Here is an 18,300-nt window from a genome sequence, read left to right on the forward strand (position 1 = left end):
CTATTATGATTAAAGAGACGCGTTTACAACTGAAATCAGTCTATTCGCTTCTCAATCTCAGGATTATTCTCTTTTGACTTCACAATTTTACTATCCACTGGGTAAAACTCAAATTCAGAGGTGTCGGCAGGTTTCATTAGTTCTGCAATGAAATCCAAATCAGCTTTTGGGTCAAGCCAAACAGGTATGGTTTCGGGGTCAAGTAGAAGCGGTGAACGGTGGTGGCCTACTTCTTGCAATAAGGGTGTTGCTCCAGTAGTAAGAATTGAGAACGTGCGGATGGTTTCACCCGTGGATTTATCCGTCCAGTCCTCATAAATTCCACCTGCAAAAAATGGCTCGCTATCCTTACGGTGGATTAAAAATGGCTTATTATACTTTTCCTTTTCAGGGCCTTCAATGAAAAAGTCCATTGGGATAATGCAACGACGGCTTTTTGCAGCATTTCTAAAACTCGGCATCGTAAATATCCCCTTTGCTCCATTATACAAAGGGTCGTTAGAGGGGTTTTCCTTTCCCTCCACACGTGCATTGAACAAGTACATCTTTTTATCACTCCACACCGGACATAACCCAAAAATTGCCCATTGATAAGCTGCGGGTTTATCTGGCGTTAAAATGCCTGCAAATTTTCCTACCCATGTATTTAGGTTAAGCTGCATCCCTTCTTTGGGGGCAATATCAGTTTCAGGTAAAAACTCTTGTTTAACTTTTTTAAGAGGTAGCTTCTTTTGGCCAAAGGTTCCGCACATACTGCAAATTACTCTAATTTATCAAAAAATCTTTACTTTCCACCTCCAACGAAAAGTTACCTTTATTGCTTCTGTTAAAAGATTTATTTTGTGTTTTGTACGTTTTTCACCTTTCTATAATGAAAAAATTGTGACTTGTGATTTTTTTCTTGGCAACATTATTGCTAATATCAAATTAAGATGTGATAGCATTTATTGCCAATGACAAGTATTGAAAATAAAACTTGCGTTGGAAAACAAAAAGACTTAGCTTTGTGATATATTAATTGATGGAAGATTCACTGCTTTTTTAATATTCTATTGTAGCAAAAACATTTTATTAAGATTTTTTTTTATAAGATTTACGTTTTAAAAACATTTAATTTGTGGTCGTCATATTGCTATGACGACCTTTTTATTTTAATTACATTGGTATGATGGAACTTTTTACGCATGGCTATTTTGGAAAATTCGATGAGAGTTTGGAACATCTTGCAACAAAACTTGCTCTGACAGAAACATGGTCGTATTCAGACCCTGAAAAAGAAGAAAGAGAAGGGAATAAAGCAGCAAAATTTAAATTCCCAATCCTACGGAATTATTTGGAGCATACATTCCGTAAAATAAAATCTGAAAATAAAATTGTTATCTCAGACGATACAAACTTCTCATGCTTTAATACTGGTTTAGTAACACAAAATTTAGAAGAGATTTTCGCCTTTTTTGAGAAGAACAAAAATTCAAACTCAAGGGCACCTTATTTTTTTAAGGCATTTATCAAAAAGAGTGATAGAGATTTTCTAAATCATTTTTCTGCTAAATATCCTGAGACTGCGAACTATTTTGACCAACCCGAAGCTTTGTTATTTAATCCTCGAATTGAACTCATTCCTGACATTGACCATATCATTTCAGACAATAAGAATAGATTTCCAAGTCCTCTCAATAATGCCTCCGAAAGGGAGGTTCGAAAACATTTAGTTGGGGCACTTGATGACATCTCAAAAAGGGTTAAAATAAATTATAAGTTGGCAATTCCGCAATTCTATGACAACAAATTCCAATTGTTATTACCACTAAATTTAATGGACACAAGTCAAGCTGATTTAGCTCTTGTTGTTCAACGAATTAATCAAACGACTTATAATGCAAAAACGTGTTTAACAATCGGAATGGCATACAACAATGCAAGACTTATTGTTTGTCCTCACAGTGAATGGCTTAAGCCATAAGATGTTTAAGTAAAAAAGCCGCATCCCTGCGGCATTGTCACTAATATAAGGGGTTTATCCCACTAAACTTTTTTTGCTGACGTTATACTGCAACCCTGTTTCCCCGTATCGGTTTTTGGTACATTCGGCGTAGTTATTAATAAAACTATTGTCCACTTTGTGAACCATAATATTAATACCTGCATCGTAGAGGGGTTTAGTCCCCCCGCGTATTTTACCGCTGGTGGTACGTTGGAAAAGCACAATAAAAATGGTATCAGGAAAATCGTTCCTCAGCTTGTCAAATTCAGCACTGTCCACGTCGAGTTTTGTCCAACTATCTATAATTATTACATCAAACACTTTGGCCTTTTCCCTAACGTCCTTTAAAGAAGTTTCTTCACTAACGGAAAAGAGTTCGCGGCTGTGGGGTGTAAGCAGTTTTTCACGGTTTTTAATCACGATATTGGATTTCGACCCGATTTCCAACGCATAATAACCGATACTCATCCCCAAATCTGCAAACCCGTTTGCCAGTTGGAATGCGAATTGTGTTTTGCCTGCACCTTGGTCGCCCTCAAGGGTAATGGCCAGTTTATACCGTTCCAAATCTCCCAAAAACCTTCCCAAATCCCCTTTCAACCGAAAGGTGTCCTGTGCAGCCATAATATCATTAATGGGGGTAAACCCCGATATAGCATTTTTTCTTACGGGCGGACTATCCGTCGGACGTGTCCGCGGACTGTCCGCCCGAACTACTTTTTTCCGTTAAGCCCCGATAAATATTGTACTTGTAATCTTGGCTTGGCATTTTTCACCGCCGCTTTGCACTTTGTCAAAAGGTCGTCTGCAATGTTTATGTTTCTGATTACCGTTACATCACCCGCCAACCCTGCCAATGCTGATTTCATGCGCTGTGCAATGGTGGTAAGGAGGGATTTTTGAGAAGACACATTGGTATTGGTTTTGGCCGTCTCAATCCGTTTAAGAAAGCTGCGGATGGCACTTACCTTTTTGTCTTTGCCCTTCATAGCAACAAAGGATTTTATCAGTTGCAGTTCAAGACTGTATTTCTTAACGTTTACAAGGGCTTTGGGGGCTTTCTCTTTGATTACTTTGATTTTGGTTCTTACTTTGGCCTTTACCGCCTTTTTAGGCTTTTTGGATTTGGCGGCAACCTTATTGGTTTTACGGGGCGTTTTCTTTTTAGGCGGGGCGGGAGCTTTGCGTATAATACCCGGTGCTTTGCCTTTGGCCTGTTTCTTAACAGGGGTTTTGTCAATGCCTTTGTTTTCCTTCAGGTAGTTACTGACCCGTTCAATAGTGGCATCCACCATTTTCCTTACTTCGGGGTCGTTGTTGTAATATACCAGTGTTTTGCCCTCTTTGGTGGCATCCTTCACATATTCGTGGGCAGTACGCAGGTTTTCGGGCAATGCTGAAGGGTTGATACCCATTTTAAAATACGATTGTACGTTCATATTAAATAGCTAATAGTAGTTTAATTTTAAGTGCCCTTGCACGAAGTCGCAGGGCTTCCAACTCAGAGTAATCCAAATCGGGTTCGTTTTCAGGCTCATTGACCTGTTGCATCAGTTTTAAGGGTTTCACCTCGTCAGTGCCTTTGTCCGCTTCAATTTCACCTTTAATCAGGTCTAATTGGTGGGGAGCGATAAACACACTGGCCTTAAAGCGTTCCTGTAACAGGGTAAGCACTTCTTTTAGTTGGTTGGGTGAAAACTCGGCTGTCATATATTCAGCCTGCTTATCAAACCTGCCGTTGTCCATTAAACGGTTGAGGTCTTGGTCAAGGAAAACATTACCGCTTATTTTACGGGAGGCGTGAATTTGTAGCAGGTAGTTATAGTTCCGTTTTTTTATCAGGCTGACCCCCATATCAGTTTCCATGCCGCCGCTTGGGGGCAGGGATGCGACGATAGGCAGTGCTTTTAATACAGGGACTTTGATAATTTTTTCACTGCCCGTAAAGTCAGGGGCTTCCCATCCGTAAGGCATAATTTTGCCTTTGCGCACCTTTCCTTCGCGGGTGGTAAAGGTGATTAACCGTCCTTTGTTTAAAAGCCCTTTGCCCGAATTATTCTCAGAATAACTCTGTAACAGATTGCCTGTGGCAATGTAAGCGATGCCCCGCTCAAGGGTGGCCGACTTGATGGCTATTTGCCAATTTGTCTTCACATACTCCCAATCCCCTTGCTGGGTGTCGTTGCTCCGCCCCGCAATGGCTGCAATGTCGGTGTATTTACTTAAAGGGATATTGATGCGTTTACGACCGTTGGCAATGGCAAGCTGCAACACCATTTTACTGGGTAAAAAGAGTTTGGCTGCATTTTCATTCACGGCTATTCCCAACGAAACAGCCATACTGTTTCCCGATGCAGGGTCGTAGGGGTCAATAGGGTATTCGAGTAACCTTCCGATGTGAAAAAAACCGAGCATTTTAAGTACGGTCGCGGATTGGTTTTTTAATCCTCCTACCACGCTGGCAAGTTTCTGCTTGCGTGCTTCTTCCAATTGGCGATATTGGGTTTGGTAGTCCCCTTGGGACGTTAAGAGGGCTATTCTTGTATCGTACTCTTTGTTTATCTCATTGGTCAGCCGCTGGATTTCATTTTCCACCCATTGGCTGTACTTCTCTTTGAGTGTTGATTTGATTTCGAGGGGTGTTTTGCCGTTGGTGGCCTGCATATACAAGTTGTCAAGCTCTGTTACCGTATAAGGCTTTTTAAGGACGTTTACCTCGCATTTTTCAAGATAGGTATTATTGCCAAAGGCACTTTTACCGCCTTTGCCTACAATCATAATTTTGCGTTCAAGGGTAACGGCCTTTAAGTCCACGTACTCGACCTCAAGGTCGTATTCATCAATCTGTTTTAAGTAGTTGACCTCCTCGTTATAAGCGGCCAATACGTCTTTGTAAAAGGTTTCCTGCATTTGGGCGGACAATACCGCCACCCTGCCTGTTACCCTATGGGCAGCATCGTCGGATGAATAGCGTGCATCCGTTTCCATTTTAGCGAGCTTTAAGGGGTCGTCTAACAGGTCGTTGATATTGCGGTTGTCTTTGAGGTATTGCACCACCACGTTATCCCCGATACGGTTTAAAAAGTCATCGGTACTGAGCATGGCCGCACTCTGCCGTTGGTTGCTGGAGGTGTTGGCATCCAAACTTTTAAGTTTGTTTTGCAGCATCATCATTAAGCGTTTTTCGGCGGGGATGGCTGAAAAAATGTAATCGTAAATGGGGGGCAGGATTTGGCCTGTGCGGTTGATACGCCCACGCTTCTGTACTTCGGTGCTGATATTCAGCTCTGCCTGCAAAAGCAGCATCACCCGTTGCTTTACTCTTGAGGCGGGTACTTTCTTAGTCGGCAATGCGTGGGCACTTGCCCCTGTGGAGCCGCTTTGGTTGATTAACAGCACGTCCGCTTCATTGTCATTAAACCGTCGGAAAGCATCGTTGGTATTTTCGCGTTTGCGGGCGACCACCGTTCCGATATAACGGGTGGGGGCGGGTTTGGGTGCATTATTGTTGGCGGCTTTTCCCAAACCGTTTAATCCGTGATGCCCTTCGTTTTTTATTATTTGTTTAATTTCAACAGGTTCCCAATAAAAGTCAAGCTCTACGGTACTAATCCCCTTTTTGATGGACAAGAGTTCTTCAAGGGAAGTATAACCGTATTCAGCACTTTCCCAATCGCCGTTCAGGACGGCAAAACCGTACAACAGGTCGTCACCGTCAAAGCCATTAATGTACCAGTCGCTACCCCCGAAAAAGTAATGCAGGTAAGCCGTATCGTTGTTTTTTCTGTAATTGGAGCGGGCTTTGTCGGCTAATTCGTTTAATTCTGCCACCACCTCCGCTAATTCATCGTTGCCCATTATTGCCTTTTGCTGGTTTTGGGGCATCAGTTTTTTAAGGTTCGCATTCAGGTCGGAGGGTTGAAGGGCTTTACCATTCGATTTAGCGTTGTTCTCAAACTGTACTTCGGGCAATGCTTCGTTTGCTTTTGCGGGGGTGAGCAGCAATTCATACTTACGTCCGGTTACTTCGGCAACGCTGTACCCTGCCGCCTGTATTTTTTGTTTGATAAGGTCAATCGGACTGATAACAATCCCCGAAGTAATGGTGCGTATCCGTTCGGCTATCTTTTCATACTCCCGTTGGGCTTCAAAGGAAAACGTTGTAATGTCAAACTTCTTATAGTTTACCTTCCCTGTTTCGGTGCGTTCTGAATAGCGCAATATCCCGTCCAAACCTTTCATTAATACAGTGGCAAAGTCCGCATTGATGCGGCTGCCTTCTTTTATTCCCGAACCGTCCGCCTCTTGCATAGATTCTAAGAAGCTGCCCATTGTATTTGAAAAGGCAATCACGGGTTTTTTGCCTTCCTTTAAGCGCATAATGGCACGGTCGGCCACATCGCCCGCTTTGATGGAAAACAACATTTGGTTGACCACTTGGAATATTTTTGAAAAGTAGGGGGTATTGTCCACCCCTGCTCTGGCCGTGCCTTTGCGGGTCTCTATCTCTGTGCCTGTGTTGGAAAGGGCGGCTATCATATCCAACTTGTAAATTTCAGGCTGTATGTAGTTCAACTGAAAAGCAATGATAGCCCGCAAAATTTCGGTGATGTTATCGGCAATGGCTCTGTGTTCGTCGGCCTTGTCCTCAAGGGTGATGTAATTTACTTCAATACCTTCATAAGTGCGTTCCCTTCGTAGCATTTGCCCGTATTCCACCAATTGGGAGGATAGGATTTCCTGCAAGGCGATACCGCCTTTTTCTATCCCGTCCACCAATGCCTGTGTACTCATATTGGCTTCGCTGATAGCGGTTTTTAAGGCGTATATAGGCAGGTTATCGGGGCGTTTGGCAAAGGTGGCACTTAAAAACACCACCGATATAGTAGGGGCGATAATGTATTGCAGCATTATCCCTGTTTTACTTTCCCCGCTGGCGTTGTGGGCTTCGTCCATGATAAACACGTTATCGGGGGCTAAGGCACGGACAAATTGCTGTTTGGCGGAAAGTTTTAAATGGGCATTTGTCCCTGTATAGTTGATTTCCCCGCCGTTAAGCTGGCTGTAAGTGAGCATCACATAATCGTACTTGGGGGGCAGTTTGCCCGAAGCGATGATTTTGTTTTGTTCTTGCGCCAACGGCGGCTCATACACCACCTTGCCGTCTTCATCCTTTACCTGAGTTTTGCTTTCTTTGGTGTTAAGGATAAAGGGATTGAGCGATGCGCTGCCGATGGCGGAAAGGTCGCGGTACAAATCAGAGAATAAATTGGGCTTTTCGGTAATGAAAACGGGTTTTTTACCGTGCTTTACCGCATAGCGTATCATCGCTGCGGCTACCCTGCCTTTGCCTATCCCTGTTTGGTCGCCGATAATAATGCCTTGGTTGCGCTGCTCAACGTTGAAAATAGATAAGGCAACCGCGTCGGTTTGTTCGGCACTTAACGCATGGGTAAGTTCTTGGGCGGTTTTATACCCTAACTTCTTACGGACAAATTCGTCCACATCCCCTACGGCCTGTTTTAGCAGTTCCAATGCCTGCTGTATTTCCGTGCCCATACTGTCGGGGGTATCTACATTCAGCCGTTTGTTTTTAGAAGCGGGGATATAGGGCATCCCTAAGCCGTTGTCTAAAAGCAGTTTTATTTTTTTGGCCTGTGCTTTGAGCCTTGTAAGTTCGTCGTTGGTGTGCATTGCTGAATCGGAGTTTTGTAATTGGGTGATGCGCCCGTACAGCTCCTCAAAAGAATTAATAGCTGTATCGGTGGATTTTTTAAGGGGGGCAACCCCTTCGGGTTGGGCTTTTCTGCCGTTTATCAAAATCAATCGGCTGTTAAACCCTGTCCCCTGACGGGAATAGAGGGCTTTACCATTGATTAATAAAATATCTTCAACGTGGTAAAAGTGGTAGAGGAAGTTGAGGAAAATGCGGTTTTTGCCGGATTGCACCCTGCCGAAATTGTCCCAACGGGTATGACCACCGATAATAATGGCAGCTTTGCCACTATCATTCATGGCAGCCAGTGCATTAATGGCTAACAGGTGGTCGAGGTCGTAAATGAGATACCCTTCTCTTTTTACGGGGGCGGGCAACGTGCCGAAGGGCGGGTTAGTAAGCACCGCATCATACTTTTGGGGCAATACCCATTCTTGGGCATCTATTCGGTAAATTTCCCCGTACTTTTCTTGGGCAAGGTTGTCCAGCCGAACAGGGTCTAATTCGTTAACGGTAAAGTGTTCGGGCTGCCCCGCAATGGTAAGCATCCCGTTTCCTGCGGTGGGTTCTAAGTAAGTGCCTTTTTTATCAATGCCGCAATACCGTCCCATTAAATACGCAATGGGGGCGGGGGTCGAATATTGCTGCAACAAAATACTCTGTGAGGTGCGGTGGGAAAGGTTGTTTTGCCGCTGGTAAAGGGCAACGATTTGCTCAAACGCTTCTTTTTGCGTTGCGCCTTTTTGGTGGGCAAGTTTTCTTGCAATACCTACTAAAGCCAGTTCGGTCAGTTCTTTGATTAAATTTTTGTCCTGAATACCGAATTGCCCTGCAAGGGTATTGACTTCTTTGTTGGTAAGCCGCTCCCCTGAATGCAGCCGTTTGGCAATGGCCATCACAAACCCTTTTTTATTCATGGGTGGTTTACTTTTTTTTCTGTTTAATCTTTTTATACACCGCCCTTGCTACTAATGCCAATGCAATCGCACTGACTAAACTAACCCCTACAACGGCGTTGTTAAGGTTGTATTTAGCGACCACTTGGGTGAGGGACAGCATTTTACCGTTGCCCCTCCATACGCGGTTTTCCCATCCGTTTTTGTTGGCTTGGTAATTGGATAGGCTGCGTAAATAGGCCAGCCTGCGTTGTACCAAAAGGTCAAAAAGTCTGGGGTTGGCTTGGTTGTCTTTGTTGATTAGGCCGGCACGTTGGGCATAAGTGCCTGTTTTGTACCCCAAGCTGCTATACCCTCCACCGCCCCAAACTGAGTCGGCAAGCAGCATCTTTATTGCGGGGTTGTTTACTTTGTCAATTCCGTAGAACTTCCAGTAAATTTCATAGGCTACCCGTTTGGCTTGGGCTTCGGTAAGCTGTCGAAGGGTGGTTTCGTTGCCTGGTATCCCGAACAATTTGGGTGCCCATTCCCGCCATACGGCAATGGTTACCCCTCGGTTGGTCAAACCGCCGGGGTCGTCGCGCAAGGGTCGGTCAGCAATACCCCCTTCCCATTCCTTGAGTATGTACTCGTTCCATAATTCAAAAACGGCGTCCATCGGCTATAATACATTGGCTAAAGTAGGATGGGTAAATGATGTAAGCCCTTGTAATGATGGGTTGTAAGGGGCATCGGTCAGCCGTGAAGGGGCGAGCCATACTTCGCGGTTCAGCAGCGGGTTGGGGGCATTGGTAAACAATTGGGGGTGGGTGATTTTAACCTTTATTAAGGGCACTTGTCCCAATTTATCGGGTTCGGTCAGGCGCATCACATCCGAAATTGTCCCCAAAGGGCGGATGGCATCCGAAGGGCGTACATAAAAATCCCCCGATTGGCCTTTTTTAGCCCGCCAAGAGTTAATATCCCACCACCCGTTGTCTAAGTACCCTATGTTTTCTTTGCCCGTGTAAGTGGAATAAACGGGTCGGCCAATGGCAAGGCGGGGATTGGGGTATTTTACTTTCCCCAAATTTGCACCCATCCATTGGTTGAGGTAGTTTACATAAGCGGTATTATCAGGCTTTTGGGTAGGGCTTTGCCACAATCCCGTGGGCTTAAAAATTTCCCGCATCCGCTCCAAATGCTCTTTGGTCAATATGTTGTCGAACCATTCAAACAAGGTGCCCCCGTCGGGCAAACTAATCAGGTTGAATATTTTTAAGCTGCGCACACCAAAGTCCTTCACTACCTGTTTTAACTCCTCAGCGTTCAGCCCGCTGACTATGGAAAACAAGGCGGATGAATTGTAAGTGAAGATGTTGGCAACGGGAATACGCTTTGACAATTCGTTGTATAGTTGGTCGGCAGCGGACTTGTATTTGAAACTGTCGTTGGCCAGCTTCTTGGTGTCCACTGCAATACGTTTTACCTGTTCTTCCTGAAACTCGTCCGTGCCGGGGGTAGTGGCCAGCTCTTTTTTCTTAAAGAAGTTAAAAACCGCCCAGCCGCCCAATAAGGCGGCAAGGCCGATACCGATGTCCTTTATCCCTTGTGAGTTCATCAATTACTTTTTAATGCCGAGGGCAAAACGGATTTTACCCTGATTGTTCATGATTTTTTCCTCCACGTTGGGGGCTTTTGCCCATTCTGCCAATACTGCAAGGGCGTTATTGGAGAAGCCGTCTGATAAAGATTGTAATGACCGTGCGCGGTTGTTTTGTGCAACAAGGTCGGTTTCTTTGGTGTTGATGATGAGTTGTGCCATTTTTTAGGGGTTAGTGATTAGGGGTTGGGGATTGGGGATTGGTGGTTTGTGGTCAGTGGTCGGTAGTATTGCTATTGGCGGTTGGCCTTTAGCTGTTAGCTTCTCTTTGCTAAGGGCTAATAACCCAAAGCCTAAAACTGACTACTGACAGCCGACTACTGACAACTGTCCGTTTACAGCGGTGGAGTATTGACCGTTGACTGTTGAGTACCTTCGGTAGGTGTATTCATCCAGTTGTAGATGTATTTGGCCATTTCCTTGTCTTGGGTAAGTTTATCAAGGGCAAGGGCTACGTAAGCAAAATGCTCTCGGTCGTTGGTGGCCATTTGAACCAGTTGGTGGGTAGCGTCGGTGATGGCCTTTTGGATTTCAGGGTCGTTGACCGTTTCAATACCGTTGGTTTTACCTCCTGAATTGAAACTATCCACGATTTTATCCAACAGGGTTTGCAAATAGGGGTTCTTCTCAATGGTATCGGCAAAACCGTCCAAGCCTGTTTTTGAGGCTTTTTCCATGTCCAATTCCCGTTTTTGCAATTCCACCTCTTTTTTCATGTCGGCCAGTTGCAAATCGTTCTTTACGCGGTTCAGCTCGCGGGTAGCCTCGTCTAATTCGGTGCGCAGCTTACGGTTTTTGTCGGCTTCTTCGTTGTACCATTTTTCGTACTGTTTGGCCAAAAGGGCTTCGTGACCGGTATATACCAACCCCTGAAAAGCACCGCCGAGCGGTACTCCGTGCGTTATGGGGGCGGGGGTGGTTGCGCTGCCGTTGTTGGTGTAATCAAACTGTCCTTCTTTGATAAAAGAGGTACCGTTAGCTTTGAAATACTCTACGGAGCATTTGCCGATACCCAATTGGGACAGTACACTTTGTACATAGCTTTCAGGGGTTTGCCCTGACTGTATAATTTCTTCATACTTCTTGCGGGGGGTGATGGGTTTTCCGTTCACTGCCACACGAAGGGCTTTGCCGTAGCTGATTTGTTGAAAGTTCATGGGCGGTCTTGTTTATTTTGCAGTGAAACCTGTATCTCTATCAGCTTGTCGTAAATGGCTTGGTTGGATTGCTTCAGCTCGCGGTAATGCTCCTCTTCGGTGCGCCGTGTTTCTTCCAATCGGCGTTCGGTTTCCGATATGGCAGTGTCCTGCCGTGCTACCGATATTTTCATGTCCACCCATGCTCCCCCGCACAGGGTTACTGTGGAGGTAACAATAGTGATGGCTTGTTTTAAGGTGAGTTGTTTATCAAACATGGTATTAGTCAAGGGGGATAAATTCCGTGTTTACTTTTTGGATGGTTACTTGTAAAATGTCGGTTTCGTTCAGGTCGTTGAGGTTGTAGATTATCACGGCGTATTTTCCGGTATCGGTAAGGGCAACAGGGTACATATACTGGGTTGCAGCATCCTCAACGGTAAGCGGGGTGAGGCAGCTTTGTGAAAAGGCCGCAGCTTCATTGAGAGAGTCAAAGCGCACTGCTGTATAGTATTTATATTCCATAGGCTTTACGGGTGTTTTGGGTGATAAATGAAATTTCAGCAGGGGTGAGTAACCTGTCCCAAAGAATAGCTTCGGATATTCCGCTGTTAACTATCGCAGTATAAGGACTCCACACCCTCGGCACTGTGACGGGTTGGGTCAACGGGGCGGGGAACGGCCCTGTTTGGAACGATGCCGCCATCGGGCTTGTTAAGCCGTCCACATAAACTGTCACCCTGTCCGTCCACGATGTGTTTACCGTGCCGTCATAGCAAAAAAGTACATGGTGCGGTCGGGTATTGTCAAAAACACTTACCGTTGACATATTAACGGTGGCATTTAAGTCGCCGCCGACAAACCCTGCTTTGTAACCGTTACCCGAACCTACCACCCTTAGTATCAATCCGCGTATCAGGTCGTTATTGGAGGCGATGTGGTAAAACATCGCAAAATCAGCCCCTGCGGTGATATTGGTTTTCACCACAAAATGAAAAGAGAACTGTTTGTTCACTCCAAAGAGGTAATTGCCCGTTGAGGCTGGATATACCCATTGGTAATCCGATAAGGGCTTTCCTGCAAAGGCACTTCGGTTGCCTGTATAACCGAAGCGTAACAAGAATTGGTTAGCAGCGGTATTTTGAGTTAAATGGGCAGCTCCGCTTTGGTCGTACCACCGCACCCCCGCACCGTCCGCTCCCGAAAGCCACCCTTGCAACCCGCTCCCGTCCGATACCGCCGCCTGCGGGGTGATAAAGCCTCCGTAGGGGGTGGTAATTTCGGTTTCTGAATTGTCGGATGCTCTTCGGATACGGGCGTAATTGCCTGCATAGCCTTGTGAGAGCTTGCGTACCGATACCGCCATTTTTGCACCCTGTGCCCTGTCAAGGATATATCCTTCCCCCGAACCTATGGCAGCACCATAGGTGTTATAAGCGGTCGTATTGGGGGTATTTCCGAAGGGGGTTTGCATCTTTTGGTGGTTAGTGGTTGGTTGGTTGTTGCTGGTTGTTAGTGGTTAGTTATTGGTGATTAGTGTTTAGGATAATGGGGCAACGGACTACTGACCACTGACCTCTGACTACCGACTATCAACAAGGGTCTGTTATCCGAAACGCCCTCACTGTAATGTTTTTAGAACCTGCTGCGGTTGACCAAATAAGGCGCACCATGCCTGTGTAATAGTGGTTTTCAAAGTAGGGGAATACCCTCTCTTGTCCGGGAGTGAGTAAGGTGTTATCGTTTAAGGTTACGTTGACCGTTCCTGTGTTTTCGACACTGTATCCCGAATACCCTTCGTGCGGAAAGCTGTCGTTATCGCCCGTGTATTTGTAGTCTTCCCAATTTACCATAGCCCTTAACTGCGTTGGTCAAATACCATATCCAAATTCAGTGCGCCGACAAGGTTCTCTACGATGGTTACCGATACGGTGTATTGGTAGCCTTGAGCGATAATGCCACCGTCTCCTAAGTAGAGCATCCGTTCATTAATGGGGATGGCTGTGTCCACTACCCAAAAGGCACGGTTGCACACGTCAATTACCACGTCACCGCCGTTGGTCGGTTTTAACCCGATGCGGTATATATCGGCAGCATTGCGCTTGTTTTCAGCAATTGCCACCGAAGTAATCAACTGCATATCCTTGTCGGCGGTGAACGTGTAGGAGTATGTACCTGCCGCCGTTGCGGCAGCCAAACTGATATTTAAAGTCTTTAATCGTCTCATTGGGTGGTTAATGAAAGGGGGCGGCTTGCACCGCCCCCCTTGGGGTTATGGCAGGTTATACAGCAGAGGTTTTGCGTAATTGGGCGGCAGTTCCGATGATTTTTAACTCAATACATGAATCAGCAACCAACGATGCTCCCGTAAGAGGAGGAATGATAACTCCTGAAAGGGTCTCATCCGGCATCAATAACTTCGGGTTGTCCAACGTCAGCGCATCTAACAAATGGCCGCCTTCTGTAATTTGGTTGGTATCGGCAAAAAAGGTCTCTACCTGTTCGTTTAACAGTCTGCGCGAGCCTTGCCACAATTCAAAACGGCTGTTTTGCAACAGGTAAGGCACTAACAGGGCTTGCTCTGCCGCTGCGGCGGTAACATTAAAGGCGTACTTGCGGCTTTTATACACCCCTGTTTCGGGTAAACCTGCGGTTTCGGCATACGCCAAACGAACCGCTCCGATGGCAAAAGGCATCTTGCCCGGCAAAATACCTTGGTGCAAATCGGTGCGGCCTTCGGTTTTGGCAAGCGTGGTATCGATAATATTTACCGTTGCATTGGCAGAGGCAGCCATTACTCCTAATTTGTAGCGCACTTTAAAACTCATATCGATAAACTCGATATTGCCCGCCTCAAATTGGCGTTTTACATCTTCGCCAGCCTTGCCTTTAATTATCTGGTCAAGCAGGAATTGTGAAATCCCTGCGGAAAAATTGGGGTTGCGTCGTATTACACTCATTGGTTGTTGTTGGTTGTTAGTAGTTAGGGGTTGGGGATTGGTCAACGGTATTGCCGTGGACAATGGACTATTGACTGATTAGCGTACTTCTGACATTACGTCAATGGCCTCCACGTAGCCGTTAATGGGTTTTGCGGTTAGTACGTTGTTGGAGGGTTCGGGTTCGTAGTAGTTGGTGGTGTAATAATTACCCAAACCCATCATTGAAGCCATCGGGTCGTTGTTGTAACTGGGCACTTCGCCCATACCGTTAATGGTAGGCATAGTGGCTTTGAATTTCTCCAAAAGTTCGGGGGAGATAAAGCCACGCAAACGGCCTAAACCGCTCATAATGGAAAGTTTTTCTACACCGTATTGCATAGATTTAAGGCCGCCCACTACTGCCGCACCTACGGAAGTACCTTGTAAAAAACTACCTAATTTATCGGTTGATTTGGGCGGGTTAACGAAGTAATAAACAATCCCTGCCACTCCGCCTGCCAAAATTGCTAAGGGAACGGCCAAGCCTTTTTGGGCGTTCATTCTTTTATCTATCTGGTTGGCAATTACAAGGCCGCTTGTGCCGCCCAAAATCTGTAAGCCGACCTGTTTTAACACCGTTGGATTGGTGTAGGCTTTTAGTGAAGTTGATGTACTCATTATGGTTGTGTTGGATTAGAAAGTGATGGAGGAAGTTTTGCCTGATTTGTTGCGTTTTTTGGAGTGGCTTTTTTTGGTTTTGCCCTGCAAACCGTTCAGCCCGCCTTTCTTTTTCTTGGTGGCTGCATACAGCAGCACCAATCCTGTGGCAACCCCCGCACCGATTAAAAGGGTTTTATTATTGCCGCTGCCGCTATTAGCGGCAGGTTGGTTTTGGTAGTTCGGGTTAACCCCCGTAGGGGCATCGTAACTGGTTTGTTGGGAATAATTGGGGTTTACGCCCGTTGGGGCAGGGTAAGAAGGGACAGTAGCAGGTAAGGAAACAGGATAAGGCAAAGGAAGGTTGGTTTGCGGGGTTATTAATGCCGCTGGGCTGTCTCCTTTATTTACGAATGTTTGGACAATATCCTTTCCCTGATTAACTACCTGTACCCCTTTGCTGATTGCGTCCAAAATCGGTTTAACTATGGCAAGCACAGCCCCCGCAGAAGCGGTTAACGACGCGACGGTGACAGGTTCGCCTGCTAATCCGCGTAACCCGAAAAGAAAAGGCTTGTTTGCCCCTGTATTAATGGCACTGGTGAAGTTGGAAAAGTTACCTCCTAAGTCGCCTTCCCATACCCGTTTCATACGGTCGGCAATAGCGGGGTCGGACAATCCTTTTTTGAAATCAGAAGCCAATCCCCGAACGTTCAGCTCCACCAATGCCAAAAAGGCTTTACGGGGGATGAATAACACCCCTTCGCGCCCATAGTCAATGGCTTTGTCAATTAATTGTTTGGCTTGGTCAATGGTTTGGTTGACTAATTTTTTAGGGTCGGTAACGGCCGTTTGAACCACTGTTTTTACTTCACTCACCACTTTTTTAGCGGCATTGGATACGTTTTGAAAAAAACCGTTCATCGGTACCCCGTTCATCCCCGTGTACAGGGTGTGGTCAAGCTGTGCAAGCCTGTTTAGCACATCCTGCCTTCGTGGGGTGTACCACGCATCCAAGGCTTGGGTAATTAAGGGAATAGCGGCAGAGGGATTAATGCCCGCCTTATAGTAAGATTGCGGATTGTTTTGCATGGCCGCCCTTGTGGCAGACAGCTTTTGGTACAGGTCGTCAAGTCCCGTTAGGGGAATGCCCTGTAAAGAGGTGGTGAAATTGGTCATTGGATAATCGTGATAAGCGGTGATATGTTGGGGTTCTTCATCAAAGGTGTCCAGCACGGGGTCAACCACCGTATAGCGGTATTTGTCGCGGAAAGGCTCAAGGCTGCCTTTTTGATGGGGAACTATGACGTAGATGTGATGGTAGGCGGTGGCTTTGCCAACGGCTATAATGCGCAGGTGGTGAGGAATGGATAGGTTGGTAAGTACCGTGGAAATAAAGTAGGAAAAGCAGTCGCAATCCACCCCGTTACGGGCTTCTTTTACCACCCTTGCAGGACGGCGCAATTCCTCACGGCCTGCCCTGTCTTGTTTGTATTGCACGTGGTCTATCAGCCATTGGTACAACCGCCTGCATATCTCTTTTACTCCCTGTGCCGTTTGGGGGGCCAACCCCTTTGAAACGATTTCTTTTGCGAATTTTTGAGTGTCGGTTTTGTACTTGCGGACTTTTTGGTCTATCAGCTCCAGTACTTTACCAGTTCGGATGTATTCGCCTTTATTGTAGGGTTCGTCGTCCCCCAACGGAGTAGGGAAATACCCCAAATACGGGGTAATGTCTTTTAAAGTTCGGTGGGTAGCTGCGGTAAGCCCCAAACCGTTTAAAAAATAAACAGGGACTTGGGTCTCATAGCGGGGGTCAAGGTTTGGGCCTATCATAAAACGTCCCCCATTTTATTAGTGATTGTAATGCCTGCGGATTGCAGCGGTTGTAGCCTGTTTACCGAAGGGTTGCCTAAGCCTATAAGTTTTAACAGGCTTTTGATGGCCGTAAAGGCCACAGGGGGAATAAAGTCATTAATGGTAATGTGGTAGGGAATACTCAAAGGGATAATACCGAAATTGAATTTTAGCAGCACCTTTATCGGGGTAGTAGGCTGTACGGCCGCTAATGCCATTGCGTCTAATTCCAAGTCAAACCGCAAATCGTTCCGCTTGTCTTTAAGTAATTGGGCGGTCTCTACCAAGCGGGGACTAATGCCGAGCGGCACAAAATTCCCTTTATTGTCTTTGTAGGATACCTCTATGCGAAGGCGTTTTAGGTTCAGCAGTTGACCTGAATAGTTATAAATAATTGCAGGAATGGTAACCCCGATAAACCGTGTGCGCAAGATGCCGTAAACGTGGGGAATACCAAAGGTGGTGTTTAAGTTGTTGTACACCCTTGACAGGCGCAGGGCGGTATAGCCGATAGCTGATACCGCTCCGACTGCGGCTAATTTCATAAGTCCTGTCATCTTTACTCGTAATGGTAGAGCAAAGGTGCAGGAGGCGGAAATTATGGGTTACAAGTAATCCTTGAATTTTAATTAATATTCAAATAATTGAAGTTAAATTAAAATTTTTTATATTTGATAACCTATGAAGCTAATTGTACTATCATTCTTTTTAGCCATTTGCATTTATTCAAAGTCGCAACCGGATTCCTCAGAGGTTTGGGATGCTCCTGTGTACGATTCTAAACGTGGGTCGGAACCGTTTGAACAATTGAAGGGAGAGTCCAGCGGGATTAAGCAAAAAGTTATGAGTTTTAAAGAATTGAGCAACCAATATGAAAATTCCGATAAAAGTATCACCACCTCCATTGCATACTTTAAATTTATCTCAATATGTTCCCCATTATTAAGTCAGATTACAACAGATTACTTATACCTGACCAGCTTGGAAACAGACTCCATTAGCCACAAGAACTATGAGTTTCATTATTCAGTCGTTTTAAATGCAATCAGCAAGGTAATAGCAAGTGAAACTGACACGTCAATTGTTAATTCATCATTCCGGATTATTCAATTTGAAAAAGAGAACTTTAATAAATTCAAAGAGCTTGTGGAAACCCCATTTGAATTTATTGTTAGAAATAAACAAAATATATTATTGGACAATTTGACTATAAAGTTCTTCGATTATTGTAGCGGAATTTGTTTATGTGTAAGGACTTTAGATGACACATTCAGGGGTGTTGCAAACTTCTCAAAGGGGAAATACAACATTACCTTAAGAGGGGGGGTGTACTGCATTCAAATGTTAAGGGAAACTACGGAAATCTATCATAATTTTTACAGACACGAGATTAAAAAGAAACAAAATACTGGACAAACTGAGCGAGTTAGCAGCGGTCAGGGAACTAATATCTATGAATACAATTTAGTGAGTGAATGATTTGTCAAACCA

Annotated in this window: 19 protein-coding genes; 2 read left to right on the forward strand and 17 right to left on the reverse strand. The window is 45.4% G+C overall.

The features are described from left to right. Positions 1 to 35 precede the first annotated feature (35 nt). Positions 36 to 752, reverse strand: a complete 717-nt coding sequence (locus tag F9K23_11560) for an SOS response-associated peptidase (GenBank protein KAB2915124.1) — start codon at positions 750 to 752, stop codon at positions 36 to 38. 413 nt (positions 753 to 1,165) lie between these two features. On the opposite strand from F9K23_11560, the gene F9K23_11565 reads away from it, so the two are divergent. After that, entirely contained in the window at positions 1,166 to 1,963 is a 798-nt protein-coding gene (locus tag F9K23_11565) for a DUF3825 domain-containing protein (GenBank protein ID KAB2915125.1), read from the forward strand. Between the two features lie 54 nt (positions 1,964 to 2,017). Here the strand turns inward: F9K23_11565 and F9K23_11570 are convergent, their stop codons facing one another. The 16 genes from F9K23_11570 to F9K23_11645 form a co-directional block, all read right to left on the reverse strand. Then, complete coding sequence (locus F9K23_11570; protein ID KAB2915126.1) at positions 2,018 to 2,608, reverse strand: hypothetical protein; 591 nt, start codon at positions 2,606 to 2,608, stop codon at positions 2,018 to 2,020. Positions 2,609 to 2,697: 89 nt separating this feature from the next. Further along, positions 2,698 to 3,423 carry a hypothetical protein gene (locus F9K23_11575; GenBank protein ID KAB2915127.1) on the reverse strand — a complete coding sequence of 242 codons (726 nt, stop codon included), beginning with the start codon at positions 3,421 to 3,423 and terminating at the stop codon, positions 2,698 to 2,700. Between the two features lies 1 nt (position 3,424). Further along, positions 3,425 to 8,617, reverse strand: coding sequence for a hypothetical protein (locus F9K23_11580; protein KAB2915128.1), 5,193 nt, complete (start codon positions 8,615 to 8,617; stop codon positions 3,425 to 3,427). 7 nt (positions 8,618 to 8,624) lie between these two features. Continuing rightward, positions 8,625 to 9,254 carry a hypothetical protein gene (locus F9K23_11585; GenBank protein ID KAB2915129.1) on the reverse strand — a complete coding sequence of 210 codons (630 nt, stop codon included), beginning with the start codon at positions 9,252 to 9,254 and terminating at the stop codon, positions 8,625 to 8,627. A gap of 3 nt (positions 9,255 to 9,257) precedes the next feature. Then, positions 9,258 to 10,196, reverse strand: a complete 939-nt coding sequence (locus F9K23_11590) for a hypothetical protein (GenBank protein KAB2915130.1) — start codon at positions 10,194 to 10,196, stop codon at positions 9,258 to 9,260. Between the two features lie 3 nt (positions 10,197 to 10,199). After that, on the reverse strand, positions 10,200 to 10,400 hold the full coding sequence (locus tag F9K23_11595) for a hypothetical protein (protein ID KAB2915131.1): 201 nt from the start codon (positions 10,398 to 10,400) through the stop codon (positions 10,200 to 10,202). 173 nt (positions 10,401 to 10,573) lie between these two features. Beyond that, entirely contained in the window at positions 10,574 to 11,395 is an 822-nt protein-coding gene (locus F9K23_11600; protein KAB2915132.1) for a hypothetical protein, read from the reverse strand. Then, positions 11,392 to 11,652 (reverse strand): hypothetical protein, encoded by a 261-nt coding sequence (locus tag F9K23_11605; GenBank protein KAB2915133.1) that lies wholly within the window; start codon positions 11,650 to 11,652, stop codon positions 11,392 to 11,394. The genes F9K23_11600 and F9K23_11605 overlap by 4 nt, the downstream gene beginning before the upstream one ends. Positions 11,653 to 11,656: 4 nt before the next feature. Further along, entirely contained in the window at positions 11,657 to 11,899 is a 243-nt protein-coding gene (locus F9K23_11610) for a hypothetical protein (GenBank protein ID KAB2915134.1), read from the reverse strand. Then, a complete protein-coding gene (locus F9K23_11615) occupies positions 11,889 to 12,848 on the reverse strand; it encodes a LamG domain-containing protein (protein KAB2915135.1) in 960 nt (319 codons plus the stop codon). Before F9K23_11615 ends, F9K23_11610 begins: the two co-directional genes overlap by 11 nt. Positions 12,849 to 12,966: 118 nt before the next feature. Beyond that, complete coding sequence (locus F9K23_11620) at positions 12,967 to 13,227, reverse strand: hypothetical protein (GenBank protein ID KAB2915136.1); 261 nt, start codon at positions 13,225 to 13,227, stop codon at positions 12,967 to 12,969. A gap of 5 nt (positions 13,228 to 13,232) precedes the next feature. After that, positions 13,233 to 13,601: a hypothetical protein gene (locus F9K23_11625; GenBank protein KAB2915137.1), complete on the reverse strand. Its 369-nt coding sequence runs from the start codon at positions 13,599 to 13,601 to the stop codon at positions 13,233 to 13,235. 55 nt (positions 13,602 to 13,656) lie between these two features. Then, positions 13,657 to 14,334 carry a hypothetical protein gene (locus F9K23_11630; GenBank protein KAB2915138.1) on the reverse strand — a complete coding sequence of 226 codons (678 nt, stop codon included), beginning with the start codon at positions 14,332 to 14,334 and terminating at the stop codon, positions 13,657 to 13,659. A 78-nt stretch (positions 14,335 to 14,412) separates the two neighbouring features. Further along, a complete protein-coding gene (locus F9K23_11635; GenBank protein KAB2915139.1) occupies positions 14,413 to 14,973 on the reverse strand; it encodes a hypothetical protein in 561 nt (186 codons plus the stop codon). A 15-nt stretch (positions 14,974 to 14,988) separates the two neighbouring features. After that, a complete protein-coding gene (locus F9K23_11640) occupies positions 14,989 to 16,788 on the reverse strand; it encodes a hypothetical protein (GenBank protein KAB2915140.1) in 1,800 nt (599 codons plus the stop codon). Continuing rightward, positions 16,785 to 17,366: a hypothetical protein gene (locus tag F9K23_11645; GenBank protein ID KAB2915141.1), complete on the reverse strand. Its 582-nt coding sequence runs from the start codon at positions 17,364 to 17,366 to the stop codon at positions 16,785 to 16,787. The genes F9K23_11640 and F9K23_11645 overlap by 4 nt, the downstream gene beginning before the upstream one ends. Before the next feature lie 124 nt (positions 17,367 to 17,490). Between F9K23_11645 and F9K23_11650 the strand changes: the two genes are divergently transcribed. Further along, a complete protein-coding gene (locus F9K23_11650; protein KAB2915142.1) occupies positions 17,491 to 18,288 on the forward strand; it encodes a hypothetical protein in 798 nt (265 codons plus the stop codon). Positions 18,289 to 18,300 lie beyond the last annotated feature (12 nt).

The sequence above is a fragment of the Bacteroidota bacterium genome, from assembly GCA_008933805.1.
Classification (GTDB): domain Bacteria; phylum Bacteroidota; class Bacteroidia; order UBA8524; family UBA8524; genus SB11.

Coding starts and splice junctions, on each gene's coding strand:
- F9K23_11560 (KAB2915124.1), bottom strand. CDS start 752: ATGTGCGGAACCTTTGGCCAAAAGAAGCTACCTCTTAAAAAAGTTAAA.
- F9K23_11565 (KAB2915125.1), top strand. CDS start 1,166: ATGATGGAACTTTTTACGCATGGCTATTTTGGAAAATTCGATGAGAGT.
- F9K23_11570 (KAB2915126.1), bottom strand. CDS start 2,608: ATGGCTGCACAGGACACCTTTCGGTTGAAAGGGGATTTGGGAAGGTTT.
- F9K23_11575 (KAB2915127.1), bottom strand. CDS start 3,423: ATGAACGTACAATCGTATTTTAAAATGGGTATCAACCCTTCAGCATTG.
- F9K23_11580 (KAB2915128.1), bottom strand. CDS start 8,617: ATGAATAAAAAAGGGTTTGTGATGGCCATTGCCAAACGGCTGCATTCA.
- F9K23_11585 (KAB2915129.1), bottom strand. CDS start 9,254: ATGGACGCCGTTTTTGAATTATGGAACGAGTACATACTCAAGGAATGG.
- F9K23_11590 (KAB2915130.1), bottom strand. CDS start 10,196: ATGAACTCACAAGGGATAAAGGACATCGGTATCGGCCTTGCCGCCTTA.
- F9K23_11595 (KAB2915131.1), bottom strand. CDS start 10,400: ATGGCACAACTCATCATCAACACCAAAGAAACCGACCTTGTTGCACAA.
- F9K23_11600 (KAB2915132.1), bottom strand. CDS start 11,395: ATGAACTTTCAACAAATCAGCTACGGCAAAGCCCTTCGTGTGGCAGTG.
- F9K23_11605 (KAB2915133.1), bottom strand. CDS start 11,652: ATGTTTGATAAACAACTCACCTTAAAACAAGCCATCACTATTGTTACC.
- F9K23_11610 (KAB2915134.1), bottom strand. CDS start 11,899: ATGGAATATAAATACTATACAGCAGTGCGCTTTGACTCTCTCAATGAA.
- F9K23_11615 (KAB2915135.1), bottom strand. CDS start 12,848: ATGCAAACCCCCTTCGGAAATACCCCCAATACGACCGCTTATAACACC.
- F9K23_11620 (KAB2915136.1), bottom strand. CDS start 13,227: ATGGTAAATTGGGAAGACTACAAATACACGGGCGATAACGACAGCTTT.
- F9K23_11625 (KAB2915137.1), bottom strand. CDS start 13,601: ATGAGACGATTAAAGACTTTAAATATCAGTTTGGCTGCCGCAACGGCG.
- F9K23_11630 (KAB2915138.1), bottom strand. CDS start 14,334: ATGAGTGTAATACGACGCAACCCCAATTTTTCCGCAGGGATTTCACAA.
- F9K23_11635 (KAB2915139.1), bottom strand. CDS start 14,973: ATGAGTACATCAACTTCACTAAAAGCCTACACCAATCCAACGGTGTTA.
- F9K23_11640 (KAB2915140.1), bottom strand. CDS start 16,788: ATGATAGGCCCAAACCTTGACCCCCGCTATGAGACCCAAGTCCCTGTT.
- F9K23_11645 (KAB2915141.1), bottom strand. CDS start 17,366: ATGACAGGACTTATGAAATTAGCCGCAGTCGGAGCGGTATCAGCTATC.
- F9K23_11650 (KAB2915142.1), top strand. CDS start 17,491: ATGAAGCTAATTGTACTATCATTCTTTTTAGCCATTTGCATTTATTCA.